At 42.3% G+C, this 14,499-nt stretch carries 11 protein-coding genes; 8 read left to right on the forward strand and 3 right to left on the reverse strand.

Annotated features, from left to right (window positions below; all coding sequences use genetic code 11):
* Positions 1-20: 20 nt before the first annotated feature.
* Entirely contained in the window at positions 21-1,373 is a 1,353-nt protein-coding gene (locus tag Q0064_RS11720; protein WP_298148410.1) for a c-type cytochrome, read from the reverse strand.
* A gap of 203 nt (positions 1,374-1,576) precedes the next feature.
* On the opposite strand from Q0064_RS11720, the gene Q0064_RS11725 reads away from it, so the two are divergent.
* Positions 1,577-1,951 (forward strand): SPOR domain-containing protein, encoded by a 375-nt coding sequence (locus tag Q0064_RS11725; protein WP_165764476.1) that lies wholly within the window; start codon positions 1,577-1,579, stop codon positions 1,949-1,951.
* A gap of 9 nt (positions 1,952-1,960) precedes the next feature.
* Here Q0064_RS11725 and Q0064_RS11730 read toward each other — a convergent pair whose 3' ends face one another.
* Positions 1,961-2,959 (reverse strand): substrate-binding domain-containing protein, encoded by a 999-nt coding sequence (locus Q0064_RS11730; RefSeq protein ID WP_298148411.1) that lies wholly within the window; start codon positions 2,957-2,959, stop codon positions 1,961-1,963.
* A 99-nt stretch (positions 2,960-3,058) separates the two neighbouring features.
* Between Q0064_RS11730 and Q0064_RS11735 the strand changes: the two genes are divergently transcribed.
* From Q0064_RS11735 to Q0064_RS11765, 7 genes are read left to right on the forward strand one after another with little or no spacing between them, the layout of a single operon-like run.
* On the forward strand, positions 3,059-4,108 hold the full coding sequence (locus tag Q0064_RS11735) for an aldose epimerase family protein (protein WP_298148412.1): 1,050 nt from the start codon (positions 3,059-3,061) through the stop codon (positions 4,106-4,108).
* Positions 4,109-4,111: 3 nt separating this feature from the next.
* On the forward strand, positions 4,112-5,188 hold the full coding sequence (locus tag Q0064_RS11740; RefSeq protein ID WP_298148413.1) for a glycosyl hydrolase 53 family protein: 1,077 nt from the start codon (positions 4,112-4,114) through the stop codon (positions 5,186-5,188).
* A gap of 5 nt (positions 5,189-5,193) precedes the next feature.
* Positions 5,194-6,207, forward strand: coding sequence for a glycosyl hydrolase 53 family protein (locus tag Q0064_RS11745; RefSeq protein WP_298148414.1), 1,014 nt, complete (start codon positions 5,194-5,196; stop codon positions 6,205-6,207).
* A 4-nt stretch (positions 6,208-6,211) separates the two neighbouring features.
* Positions 6,212-8,617 carry a beta-galactosidase GalA gene (gene galA, locus Q0064_RS11750; protein ID WP_298148415.1) on the forward strand — a complete coding sequence of 802 codons (2,406 nt, stop codon included), beginning with the start codon at positions 6,212-6,214 and terminating at the stop codon, positions 8,615-8,617.
* A gap of 12 nt (positions 8,618-8,629) precedes the next feature.
* Positions 8,630-9,805 carry a galactokinase gene (gene galK / locus Q0064_RS11755; protein WP_298148416.1) on the forward strand — a complete coding sequence of 392 codons (1,176 nt, stop codon included), beginning with the start codon at positions 8,630-8,632 and terminating at the stop codon, positions 9,803-9,805.
* Positions 9,799-10,848 carry a UDP-glucose--hexose-1-phosphate uridylyltransferase gene (locus Q0064_RS11760; RefSeq protein WP_298148417.1) on the forward strand — a complete coding sequence of 350 codons (1,050 nt, stop codon included), beginning with the start codon at positions 9,799-9,801 and terminating at the stop codon, positions 10,846-10,848. The genes galK and Q0064_RS11760 overlap by 7 nt, the downstream gene beginning before the upstream one ends.
* Positions 10,845-12,515, forward strand: coding sequence for a sodium/sugar symporter (locus tag Q0064_RS11765; protein WP_298148418.1), 1,671 nt, complete (start codon positions 10,845-10,847; stop codon positions 12,513-12,515). Before Q0064_RS11760 ends, Q0064_RS11765 begins: the two co-directional genes overlap by 4 nt.
* Before the next feature lie 1,098 nt (positions 12,516-13,613).
* On the opposite strand, the gene Q0064_RS11770 is transcribed toward Q0064_RS11765, so the two are convergent.
* Positions 13,614-14,447: a zinc-dependent peptidase gene (locus tag Q0064_RS11770; protein ID WP_298148419.1), complete on the reverse strand. Its 834-nt coding sequence runs from the start codon at positions 14,445-14,447 to the stop codon at positions 13,614-13,616.
* Positions 14,448-14,499 lie beyond the last annotated feature (52 nt).

Consider the following 14,499-nt stretch of genomic DNA (forward strand, 5'->3'; position numbering starts at 1 on the left):
ATTTTACTCTGTGTATAGGACTAGTAGTGACACTTACCGCACTCTAATCCACCCATTTGTGCAGCAGTTAATTTTGCTACTCCGTACTTTTTAGACAACTCTTTGTGTATTTTGTCGTAATACGCGTTTCCTTCCGTTTTTACTTCTGTTTCGCGGTGGCAATTAATACACCATCCCATTGTAAGCGGAGCAAACTGTTTTTGTATTTCGTACGTTTCAACTGGACCGTGACATTTCTGACATTCGATGCCCGCTACGGTTACGTGTTGAGAGTGATTGAAGTATGCGAAGTCGGGAAGATTATGGATACGTACCCACTTAACTGGTTTCGTTTTTCCAGTATATTTCTGATTGGTTTTATCCCAACCTACTGCATCATATAATTTTTGAATTTCAGCAGTGTAGAACTCTTTTGAATATTCTGTATATGTTGAGTCTTTATCACCAACGAATTCAGCGATGTTTTTGTGACAGTTCATACACACATTTAGTGACGGTATACCCGCATGTTTCGAAACTCGAGCCGATGAGTGACAGTATTTACAATCGATACCGTTGTCACCAGCATGAATTTTGTGAGAGTAGTGTATTGGTTGAATGGGCGCATAATCTTGATCAACACCTATTTGCATAAAATACCCATAAACGAAGTAAGCACTCGACAGCAACAAGAAAATAGCTGTAACTAATACCAAGAACTGATTTTGAGCATACGCTTTCCAAATTGGCGTACCCGCTTCTTTTGGCTCAGGAAGTGTTCCGTTTTTCTTAGCAATCTGCGTAAGTACCGAATTAACTTTAACGAGCATGAAAATCAATATCGCTAAAACTAAAATGAGCGCTCCTAGTATGATTGCATTTGTGCTTCCATCTTCCGCCGCAGGACCGCCAGGAACTGCACCAGCAACAGTTGTAGTTGGAGCTTCAATTGGCTGGGAAGTATACGCCAAGATGTTATCAATATCGGCATTTGTTAACTGCGGGAAAGCAGTCATTACCGATTTGTTGTATTCGTTAAAGATTTTTACAGCGTATGCATCGCCAGATTTAATTACCTCAGAACTGTTTTTGATCCACTTGTAAAGAAATTCTTTGTCAAGACGCTCAGCCACACCGCGAAGTGCAGGTCCAGTCATCTTGGCATCTAATTTGTGACAAGCAGCACAATTGGCGTTAAATAAAGCCTTGCCTGCAACAGGATCACCAGCACCAGCAGGAGCAGCAGCTGCAGCGGGAGCAGCAGCGGCCGGCGCAGCAGCAGGAGCAGCTGCCGCAGGAGCCTGAGCCTGTGTCGCAAATTGCGCCACGACCAATAGTAATAAAGTAAATAATGATGTTTTTGAAATCAGAGGACTAATACCCGGTAGTTTCATATCAGAGTTGATTATCGTCTTTTGCGTATAATTATTGAGAATTCACCAAAACACAGCGCTCCCTCAAAAATTTGAGCAAAAATACGACGAAACACCAATTTGAAAAACCTTAAAATTATGATAATTTATAATTTATAACGACTCTAAATAACGACTATTTTCAAGTTAAATTTAATTTTTACATTTGTTTAAACTCATTATCGATGCAAGTAAAGACGTTTCAGATTACACTCATCGCGCTAACATTCGCATGCTGTTTTAGTTACGGACAAAATCAAAGTTCTTCCACCGAAGAGAGTGTGAACAAAATTCTAAAAGAGAGACAGAAAATAGCTAGTGTTATTAACTTTTCTGACACCTATCGCATTCAAATTTATACGGGCACAAGCGAGGAATTGAAGAAAAAAATGTCGGAATTTAAGAAGCAATTCCCCGATTTAGATGCCGTAGTGTCGTTCAGCGCACCTTTATATAAACTTTGGGTTGGGAATTTTCGAACACGCATAGAAGCAGAACGACAACTTCTCGCACTTAAAAAGAGCTACAAACAAGCTTTGGTTATTAAACCTAAAAAGTAGCACATTGCCTTAAAGCGACTTCCGCACTATTAGTCGGCTTGGATTCTCAATTTTGACCTGCTCTTGGTCCCATACCATCTCTGCCAAACGTTTTCCCATGGCAGCAAAATCGGTGGAAATAGTGGTAACTCCATTGGCAACTACCCGCTTTAAAGCCGTGTCGTTATAAGAAATCAGCCCGACATCCTCTCCTATTTGGAAGCCTTTCTCCAAACAGCTTTCAATGATAAACACCAAATCTTCGTCGTTAGGCACCACGTAAACGCAGCGTACTTCTAAACGAAACTGCGTTATGTCTGTCACTATTTCATAAGAAAAGTCGTTTTCTTCACAAAAACGCTTAAATCCCCGCACCATACCAATCGGTTCTTTATAACTAGTGAAAATCAATTTTATTTTCTGATATTTCATAAGTGCTCCTTTTGCTTCCGATAGAGAATTATACATGGCAGCTGAAAAATTTTGATAGATCGACGGATAGCCTTCTAACGAATCGCGAATCTGATCCAAGATAAAAACGTCGGAGACTGGCAGCGTCGCTATTACATCTTCAATATCCGTTAAATTCGAGGGCATCAAGATATACTTCGCATAATTTCCCTTCGCATCGCGAATTAACTTCCGAAACATATTTGCATTGAAATGATGAAAAAAGAAATCTATTTGAGCCTTTTCTCCTAAAGAAGAAATAAATGCTTGAAAAAGCTGCTCCTTAAACGCATTGAGTTCATCAAACAAAAGAAAATAACGGAGTCCTTGCTGGAAATCAACTGTCTTCACAAAATAGCCTTTACCCATTATGGCATAGATAATTCCGCGCCGCTTCAGTTCATCGAACGCTTGAAATACTGTATCGCGCGAAATTCTATTCTCCAAACAAACCTTATTTACCGAAGGCAAACGATCGTCTTTAAACAAGCGCTTACTTAAAATCGCCATTTCTACCTGAGAAACAATCTGTTTATACGCCGGCACGACCGACTCCTTATCTACTTGTATGATCCGCATAATTCAAAAACCGGTAGCGTTTTTATGCAAAACCGGTAGGTACTGGTCTGCAATTTAGCAAAATGTGTCTATTTTTGAAAATAGTTGAAAAAAACAGCCATGAAAAATTACATTTCGCAATTTAAATCCGAAATAATTACCAGCTCATTTGGTTTGCTTGCCGACGGTCGCGAAGTATTCAAACACAAAATATCGAATGCAAACGGCTACGAATTAAATGTTTCGAGTTATGGCGCAGCAATTACAAACCTGTTAATTCCTATTTCAGATTCGGAAAAAATAGATGTTGTTTTGGGTTTTGATTCGGCTGCCGATTATGAAAATTCATTTTCGTTACCCAATGCACCTTATTTAGGAGCTGCCGTTGGTTTATATGCCGGAAGAATCGATCAGGCCTCTTTCGAACTCAATGGGAAAATCGTTCAGCTCGATCAAAATCACGGACCGCACCAGCTTCATGGCGGTTTTAAGAATCTGAGCAACCAAATTTGGAATTTTGACTCAGAAAAAAGCAACGAACAGCAATTAGTCTTTAATATAGTTACAAAACTCAACAGTGCTAATTACAACGCCGAGGTAAGCGTTACTGTTTCTTATGTCTTAACCGATGATAATGCCGTAAAAGTTCGATTTACTGCAACACCAGATCAACCAACAGCTATAAACCTCACACAGCACAGTTATTTCAATTTAGATGGCGATGGACGGTCGGTTTTATCTCAAAAACTAAAAGTATTTTCGGAATCATATCTCGAAACGAAACCCGACGGTATTCCTACAGGAAAGATTGTGCCAACAATAAATACCGCCTTAAATTTCACTGAGGTTCAAAATTGTCCGCGTTCGATCGACAATACATTTACGCTCGCTCAACCTCTAGCAGCAGTGCTGTACAGTCCGTCTACAAAAATTAAGCTGACCGTATTTACCAATCAACCCGCAGTACATATATATGTAGGAGGAAATTGCTTTAATACCCTTGCTGGGAAGAACTTTGCCAACTATGGTGAAACTTCGGGTATTTGTTTTGAAACACAAAACTATCCCGACGCGCCCAACCAAAAACATTTTCCGAACTCAATAATTCAAGCACACGAAACCTATTTCCACGAAAGTATCTTCCAATTTAAAACAAATAAAACCGAATAGAATATGAAAAAGATTGCCATTTTTTGTTTAGCAGCGCTGTTTGCAGCGTGCTCATCCGAGAACAATTCGAACACCACGCCACCTGATGTGGTTACCGACGAATTCATTCGCGGAGCCGACATGTCGTTTTTACCATTGATCGAAAGCGAAGGAACGATTTTCAAAAACAACAACGTACCCGAAGATCCGATTATTACCTTAAAAAACGCGGGCTGTAACTACATTAGAATTCGTATTTGGAATAATCCTGAAACCTCGAGCAGCAGTTTTCAAGAAGTAAAAACGTTTGCAGACCGCGTACATCAAGCTGGTTTAAAAGTTTGGTTAACCGTGCACTATTCCGACACTTGGGCTGATCCCGGACATCAAACCAAACCACAAGCGTGGCAAAACATGAATCTCGAAGCACTGAAAACGGCCGTTGCCAGTTACACGACCGAGATTATGACGCAAATTAAACCCGACCTTATTCAAATTGGAAACGAAACCAACGACGGAATGCTTTGGCCGGAAGGTCGCTTATCGACAAACGAAGCAAATTTTAAAGCGCTAGCATCGGCGGGTATCGAAGCGGTTCGTGCGCAATCAACACAAACTAAAATTATGCTGCACTTCGCTGGTATGAACGGTTCCGATTGGTTTTTTGAAAAAGTTAAAGATCTTGATTACGATTACATCGGACTCTCCTACTACCCTATTTGGCACGGAAAAAGTTTAAGCGACTTAATGCAAACCATGAACACGCTGGGAGGTTTATACAACAAGAAAGTTGTCATTGCTGAGACCGCCTACCCATTCACCCTCGGATTTAACGATTTCACCAATAACATTATGGGACTAACAAGTCAGTTGATTCCCGCATTTGCTGCAACCGAGTCTGGACAAAGCGGCTTTATGTCGACTATCTACAACACTGTAAATCAATCATCTCACGGGATTGGCTTTTGTTATTGGGGTGCAGAATGGGTTGCGTTTCGCGGAAATACTGCAAGCAATGGTTCATCTTGGGAAAACCAAGCGCTTTGGGATTTTAACAACAATGCACTGCCAGTAATGACTCAATTTAGAGACCGTAATTAATAGCTATGAAAAAGAAATATTGGTTGCCGGTACTATTGCTTTTGAGCTACTTTTCTAGTTCAGCACAAACGAACAATGAATTTGCAAAAGGAGCAGACGTGAGCTGGCTTCCGCAGATGGAAGCGACCGGATTTGTATTTAGAGATGCCAAAGGAAATCCAGCAGATTGTCTTCAAATACTGAAAGATCTCGGTATGAATACGGTTCGACTCCGCGTATTTGTGAATCCAAACGACAATCCGCAAAGCGGACATTGCAGCAAAGAAGAAACTGTCGCATTGGCTTTGCGCGCAAGCAAATTGGGTTTTAGAATTATGATCGACTTTCATTACAGCGATTCGTGGGCAGATCCTGCAAAGCAATTCAAACCAAAGGCATGGGAGAAATTAGCGTTCCCTAAACTAAAAATGGCCGTGTACAATCACACTTACGACGTCTTATCCGCTATCAAGAAAGCAGGTGTCACTACCGAATGGGTTCAAATAGGAAACGAAATTCCAGGAGGCATGCTTTGGCCAGACGGTTGTACGCACAACTGGCCACAATTGGCGCAACTTTTAAACGAAGGCTATCGAGCTGCAAAAGCTGTCGACGCTAACATGGGCGTTATTGTTCATGTCGATGAAGGAAACAACATCGATAAGTTCAACGCTTTTTTCGATCAGGCTACCAAACACGGAGTGCAATACGACATCATCGGGCTTTCATACTATCCGTTTTGGATTAAGAAAGATTACACAGAAACGATAACAGACTTAGAAACCAACATGATCAACCTCAGCAAAAAGTACAATAAGAAGGTTTTTATTGTTGAAGTTGGTGGCGAAGTTTCTCAAGTTGAAAACACCTACAAATTACTCGAAGCCACAATTAAAGCCACACAAAACGTTCCGAATAACAACGGCTTAGGTGTTCTTTATTGGGAGCCGCAAGGTGCCGAAAGTTGGAGCAAATACAAACTATGCGCTTGGCAAAACGACGGCCGACCCTCACCGGCACTAAACGCATTCAAAAACTAAACTTATGTCGAAACTTAGCTCGATAGTACTCCTTTTTACAGTACTTACTTGGACCGGATTTTCACAAAAACGAACATCTTTAGACGACGACTGGCGGTTTCATTTCGGACACGCTGCCCATGCAGAAAAAGACTTCAATTACAGCATAGCCACAATTTTCTCGAAATCAGGTGGCGCAGCAAAAACAGCTATTGATCCGAAGTTTGTTGATACAACATGGACCAAGGTGCAGCTACCGCACGATTGGGCTGTGAAACTCCCTTTCGTGTATTCCGACAACTTCGATGTGGTTTCTCACGGCTTTAAACCCGTTGGCGGATTGTATCCCGAAACCAGTATTGGCTGGTATCGCAAACGATTCCAAGTAAGTAGCAATTCCAAAAACAATCGGTTTGAAATACAATTCGATGGTGTTTTCAGAAATGCATCGGTTTGGCTAAACGGCTTTTACTTAGGAACAAACCAAAGTGGATACCTCGGCTTTTCGTACGATGTTACCGATTATCTTAAATACGGAGAAGACAATATACTCGTAGTTCGCGTTGACGCTACACAATACGAAGGTTGGTTCTATGAAGGCGCCGGCATTTACAGACACGTATGGCTACATGAAACGAATAAACTGCACATTCCACAGCATACTGTATTTGTAACTGCTACGCCATCCGGCAGAAAAGCAAACGTCTCCGTGGCACTCGAGGTAGAAAACAAAAATCTAACTTCCGATAATTGCTCTGTGTACACTTATATTACCGACCGCAACGGTAAAGAGTTAACGCGTTCTTCTAAAAAGAACTTACAGATTGGTACGCACCGAAAAATTGAGACAAAATTCGATTTGAAACTAAACAACTGTACACTTTGGGATTTGGAAAATCCGTACCTCTATCGTGCAGTTGTTGTTGTCGAAAAAAATGGTCAGAAAATTCACCAAGAGAAAGTAAAATTTGGGGTACGCAGTTTTGAATTCGACGTAAAAAAAGGCTTTTCGCTGAACGGAAATAGATTCAAGATTAAAGGTACAAACAACCATCAAGATCATGCAGGTGTTGGTGCCGCTATGCCCGACGATTTACAGTACTACCGCATTCGCTTACTAAAAGAAATGGGAAGCAATGCCTATCGCGCTAGCCACAACGCACCAACTCCCGAACTTTTAGAAGCCTGCGACAGTTTGGGCATGCTCGTTGTGGACGAACAACGTTTACTAAATAGCAGTCCGGAATACTTAAACCAATTTGAGCGTTTGATTAAGCGCGACCGCAATCATCCGTCGGTTATTCTTTGGTCGATTGGCAATGAAGAAGGTTGGATTCAGAAAACAGAAACTGGAAAGAAAATCGCACAAACCTTATTAACACAACAAAAAATCTTCGATCCAACGCGAACTTCTACCTATGCTGCCGATATGCCGAATGAGTTTAACGGAATAAACGAAGTAATTCCGATCCGAGGATTCAACTACCGCCAAAATGCCGTAGCCGATTACCACCGCGATCATCCGAACCAACCGCTTATCGGAACTGAAATGGGAAGCACGGTAACAACTCGTGGAATTTACGAAGTAGATAAACAACGCGCCTATGTTCCCGATCAAGACATCACAGCTCCTTGGTGGGCAAGCAGAGCCGAAGAATGGTGGGTGCTTGCCGCAGAAAACGATTTCTGGTTGGGCGGTTTTATCTGGACCGGTTTCGACTACCGAGGCGAACCTACACCCTACCAATGGCCAAACGTTAACTCGCATTTTGGCGTTATGGATGTTTGCGGATTCCCAAAAAACATTTATTACTATTACAAGAGCTGGTGGACCGATGAAGATGTACTTCATATCTCTCCGCACTGGAACTGGCCTGATAAAGTAGGTCAGGAAATCGATGTTTGGGTGAATTCGAACGCCGATGAAGTAGAACTTTTCCTCAACAACAAATCGCTTGGCAAACAAATTATGCCTCGAAACCGACACTTGAAATGGAAAGTGCCCTACCAAGCCGGAACACTGGAAGCAGTTGCGCTCAAAAAAGGTAAAACCATTCGTGCGCAAGTAAAAACAACCGACACTCCGTTTGCCATCAAACTCACGCCAAGTATTGAAAAAATGCGCGCCAACGGTACCGACCTCGCCATCATCAATGTATCGATCGTCGACAAAAACGGATTGGAAGTTCCGGTTGCCGATAACGTAATTAAATTCCGCGTAAGCGAAAATGCCAAAATATTGGGTGTGGGTAATGGCGACCCAAGCAGCCACGAACCCGACCAATGCGCTCCTGGAACTTGGCAACGCAGCGCTTTTAACGGCAAATGTCAACTGATTGTACAAGCGGGAAAAACGGCTGGAGATATAACCATCGAAGCATACTCGAATACGTTACAAACAACAAAAATTACCCTAAAACAACTACCCTAAGTGCTCTTATCGATGAAGAAAAAACTCATCCGAAATACGGTTTCACAATTTAAAATCCAATTTCATCAAGAACCCGACGCCGTATTCCTTTCTCCGGGACGCATCAACATAATCGGCGAACATATCGATTACAACAACGGCTTTGTTTTGCCAGCTGCTATCAATAAATACGTTTGCTTCGCTGTAAAGAAATCGGCTGGAACGACGATACGGCTTTTTGCTGCCGATTTAAACGACTACTACGAATTTGAAAGTAATACAAAACTCCAACCCATAGACAAAACGTGGGTAAACTACCTGATTGGTGTCATTCAAGAATTAAAAAATCGCGAATTGCACTTCTCTGGCTTTGATGTGGTTTTGAGCAGCAGTATTCCCATGGGATCGGGCCTGTCGTCGTCGGCTGCTGTATCTTGTGGAATGGCGTTTGCCCTAAACGAATTATTCGACATGGGGTTAACTCGCGAAACGCTTGCGCGGATGGGACAAAAAGCCGAGCACGAATTTGCAGGTGTGAATTGCGGAATCATGGATCAGTTTGCCTCTGTTTTCGGAAAGAAAAATCAGGTTATCAAACTCGATTGCGATGATCTTTCCTACCAATACTACAACGCCGAACTCGACGAAAACTGCTTGCTGCTGATCGACAGCTGTGTGAAACATACGCATTTAACCTCGGGCTATAACGACCGCCGACAAGAAGTTGAAAGCAGTTTTGCGATTATTCAAAAGCACTTTCCCGACGTTCAGAATTTTAGAGATTGCACTTCAGAACATTTAGCCGTTGTTGCCGAAGAATTAGGCGCCGTTCGGTTAAAAAGATGTGCCTTTGTAATTGCCGAAATTGCTCGCGTGGGCAGAGCCGCCGACGCATTAAACGAAAAAGACTTCAAAACACTTGGAAGTTTAATGTCGGAAACGCATCGTGGATTATCGAACGACTACGAAGTAAGTTGCCCGGAACTCGACTTCCTAGTTGCCGAAGCGCAAAAAAATACTGCGGTTTTCGGAGCACGCATGATGGGCGGTGGATTCGGTGGCTGCAGCATCAACCTAATTAAGAAAGCGGCTGTTCCCGATTTTATCAATCAGCTGAAAACTGCCTACAGCCGAGAATTTGGAATTGAACTCAAATACTACCCCGTAAAAATTTCAAAAGGGACTGCGAAAATTAAGAAAACATGGTAGCATTCGACAAACTGCAACACCCACACCGACGATACAATCCGTTGCTCGACGAATGGATTCTGGTTTCTCCACACCGAGCCGGACGCCCCTGGCAAGGACAAACCGAGACACAAACACAAAGCGAACGCAAACCGTACGATCCAGACTGTTACCTCTGCGCTGGAAACACCCGTGCAAATGGAAAACAAAATCCGATGTACGACAATTGTTATGTGTTTGAAAACGACTTTCCCGCATTGCTAAACGAAAACGTAGAACCAACAAAATCTACACAATTCTTTAAATCGATTCCCGAACGCGGCGTAAATCGCGTTGTGTGCTTTTCTCCGAACCACGCGCTAACTTTAGCAGAAATGACCGTTACCGATATTTCGGAAATCAGTAAAACTTGGCAGCTGCAATATCTGGAATTAGGCAGCTTACCGTACATCAACTACGTGCAAATTTTCGAAAACAAAGGAAGTATCATGGGCTGCAGCAATCCGCATCCACACGGACAAATCTGGGCACAACAGTCTATTCCTTCTTTAATAAAGCGCACACAAAACCAACTTAAAGAATACTTCGCCGAAAACGGAACGAACTTACTTTCAGATTATCTTAAAGAAGAATTAAAAGCCGGTGAGCGCGTATTATTTGAAAACAATTCTTTCGTAGTAGTCGTTCCGTACTGGGCAACTTGGCCGTACGAAACACTGTTGCTTTCCAAGAAAAATCACAAATCCATTGCCGAATTTTCAGAATTCGATCATCTGGCTTTCGCGGAAGCGCTCAAATTTGTAACCGTAAAATACGACAACTTATTTCAAACTTCGTTTCCTTACTCGGCAGGTATTCACCAGGCTCCAACCGACGGCGAAACGCACGAAGAATGGTTGTTTCACATGCACTTTTATCCGCCTTTGTTGCGAAATGCACACGTCAAAAAATTTATGGTAGGCTACGAAATGCTTGCTGAAGCTCAACGCGACATCACGCCCGAGCAAAGTGCCAAGATTCTAAAATCGCTTTCCAACCAACACTACAAAGACCAAAAACCATGAACACGCTCTCGTTTCAAGATTATGCCGTTTTTATCCTCTATTTTTTCATCATAGTAGGCTACGGATTGTACATCTACAAAAAGAAAAAACAGAAAACGGCCGATAGCAAAGACTACTTTCTCGCCGAAGGATCGCTTACGTGGTGGGCCATTGGCGCTTCGCTAATTGCCAGCAACATCAGCGCCGAGCAATTTATTGGAATGAGCGGCTCGGGTTTTAAAATGGGATTGGCCATTGCCACCTACGAGTGGATGTCGGCTCTTACCCTCATTATCGTTGCTGTATTCTTTATTCCTGTGTATCTTAAAAACAAGATTTACACCATGCCGCAGTACCTAAACCAACGCTACAATGCAAACGTAGCCATGATCATGTCTATTTTTTGGCTACTTCTATACGTTTTGGTAAACCTAACGTCGATTTTATATCTGGGTGCATTAGCTATTAACGCAATTTCAGGTTTAGACCTTAATCTATGTATGTTCTTTCTGGCGTTTTTTGCGATAATGATTACCCTCGGCGGCATGAAAGTAATTGGATACACCGATGTAATTCAGGTATTTTTCCTGATTCTGGGCGGACTCATCACTACTTACCTCGCACTCGATTTAGTGGCAACGCATTTAGGTGGCGAAGGTATTGTGAGCGGTTTCCAACTCATGCAAAAAGCTGCTCCCAATCACTTTCACATGATTTTCGAGAAAACCAACCCAAACTACATCGATTTGCCGGGCTTATCGGTTTTAATTGGCGGTATGCTTATCATAAACCTCAACTATTGGGGTTGCAACCAATACATCACGCAACGTGCGCTCGGCGCCGATATGAAAACAGCCCGCAACGGTATTTTATTTGCTGCCTTCCTGAAGTTGCTGATGCCGCTTATCGTGGTTATACCCGGAATTGCGGCTTATGTGCTCTACCAAAATGGCTACTTTGGTACCGAGTTTTTGCAAGACGGTAGCGTAAATCCAGACAAAGCCTATCCAACGCTGCTGAATTTATTGCCCAGCGGCTTAAAAGGTTTGTCGTTTGCCGCATTAACTGCCGCTATTGTGGCTTCGCTTGCCGGGAAAGCCAACAGCATTGCCACGATTTTTACGCTCGATGTCTACAAAAAGAGTGTTAACAAAGATGCCGACGAAGCCAAATTGGTAGCCGTTGGAAAACGTACCGTAATTGTTGCCATGATTATTGCGGTAATTGTTGCGCCCTTGTTAGGAATCGACAAAAAAGGCGGATTTCAGTACATTCAGGAATACACCGGATTTGTGAGTCCCGGGATTTTTGCGATGTTTTTCCTTGGCTTCTTCTGGAAAAAAACAACAGCCAATGCCGCATTGTTTGCTACTATCGGCGGATTTATCTTATCGGTATTGTTTAAGTTCTTACCAGGCGTGGTTTCGTTAGAATTCCTGTATCCGTATGGTTTTGCCGTTCCGAATGCGTCGGGTGTGTACGAGATTCCGTTTGTTGATCGTATGGGATTTGTATTCCTGATTTGCATTTTCGGCATGTGGATAATTAGTTTGTACGAAACCCGCAAAGGTGTTGAAACTAAAGGTCTGGATATCGAACCCGGTATGTTTAAAACCTCGACGGCCTTCAACGTTTGGACGCTCATGATCTTGGGAATACTCGCCGCACTTTACGCCATTTTTTGGTAGATTTATATGGGCACATCCTGCCGCTCATTTAGTGGAAAATTGCGCATGCGGCAGGTCGGGCTGTATACCAATTAGATTTATAAAAAAGTCCAATAAAAAAATGTTTTTAAGCCATAACTGCTTTAAAAAAATCTTCCGTAGCGCTGCTATGCAACATTTTTTTGCATTGTTCTGACTTAAAAACAACCTTTTTTCTTAAGCCTATTTTATAAATCTAATTGGTATTCACTTCAAGGCGCAGCGTACTCCAGCGTTTCAACCTGAGTTCGATTTAAAAATTGCGGTCAGAAAACAGATAAAAGGTTGAATACAAGGCAGATTTTTATTGGGATACTGTAGTATCACAAAAAAATCTAACGAAGTAGGCAGCCGTTTATCTGTTTAGCGTGAAAACAGTTCCTTTTTATTGCTATTTAGTTTCACAATTTTTTGATTTAAAGCGATCTGACAAAGATTTTTAATCAAACTCAGGTTATTAGCTAAGTTTTGTTGCGGCTTCTGTTAGTCGCCGCACCAAAACAAGCTTCAATGGCTGTTTCTCGCTGCGGCTTTTCGTTGCAATCCCTTGTGCGTGAATGTATAAATCAGCCAACTCTCCCAGAGTTTTAAACTCTGGGAGAGTTGGCTGTAAATTATTTTCACTTTATTACGAAATAACAAATGGCTAACAAACTAAAATAGCACGTAGATAATTATAATGATTAAGATTACGTCTTGTATAAAAGATTTTTTAAAGCACTTGCGTTTACTTGAGCACGTTCCCCGCGGCCGCGATTGCAGTGGAAATACGTGCGTAGCAGCTGCGTGTGAAGGCTATTTGATTGAAGCGACCAACGGAAGCTGCAAGCAAATATTGCCGTAACCGCAACTTGCGTTTACTTGAGCACATTCCCCGCGGCCGCGATTACAGTGGAAATACGGGCGTAGCAGCTGCGTGTGAAGGCTATTTGATTGAAGCGACCAACGGAAGCTACAAGCAAATATTGCCGTAACCGCAACTGCAAGCGCGGATTGCAACGTAAAGCGCGAAATGCCGCCCAAATAAAAACTATTCTGCCTTTTGATATCGGTGAAGAGTTACTCTGCAAATGCAATTCTCTAGCTTCTTTCGCAGTTCAACAAACGCGCCACCGAAAAATACAATTCTGGCAGCTGTGTTTTCAACTGTTCAGGCGATTCGAAAAAGTGCTCTACCAAAACCGCCAAAAACTCAAACTCGTTGGTTTTTGCATAATCGCGAAACAAAGCTGTTTCTTCAATCTTTTGCCTGTAGTCGTCTTGGGTTAGTAAAACCAATATGTTGTTGAAGTGTTTTCTAAACAAACGCGCGTTAGCATGCTGAAAGCGCATCGAATCGAAATGCAAAACGTGGGTAAACTCGTGTATGCCCAAATTCAAATTGTCGTTTTCAATTTCATGGCCATCTCGAAAATCTTCCCACGAAAACACCACCGATTTCGTGGCTGGGTTAAACTCGCCTTTGTGATAATCGTCGGAAACCGATGATGGGTACACGCTGGGATAAACCACAATACGTTCGAAGGATTTCGACAAAAAGTCGCGAAACCCAAATGTTAGCATCACATACGTCCCCGAAATCGTTAACGCCATTTCTTTGGTAATGCTGATATCGCGGCCGTGGATGCGGTACTGCTCTAAAAAGATAACCACCCGATGATTAAAAAACAATTGCTGCCGTTGGGTAAGTTGGTTATAAAACGGAATCGTATTTTGCAAAACTGCGCTGTCGGCTAAAGAGAGTTTCCGCAAACGCAACGCAAACCGCGATACCGGAATGCGATCGAAAAAATAACTGTGGAGCGAATCGTAAACTTCTCTAACGAAGTTATAAAACAGGAATAGAATCCATATGCCGAGAATAACGACAATTCCCATGATAAAATATTCCCCAACTGCTTCGTTTTTTTCCAACTGCTTCGTTTCTGGCATAAAAAAAGCTGCCCTAAGGCAGCTAATATATCAA

This window comes from Flavobacterium sp., assembly GCF_027490375.1.
Taxonomy (GTDB): domain Bacteria; phylum Bacteroidota; class Bacteroidia; order Flavobacteriales; family Flavobacteriaceae; genus Flavobacterium.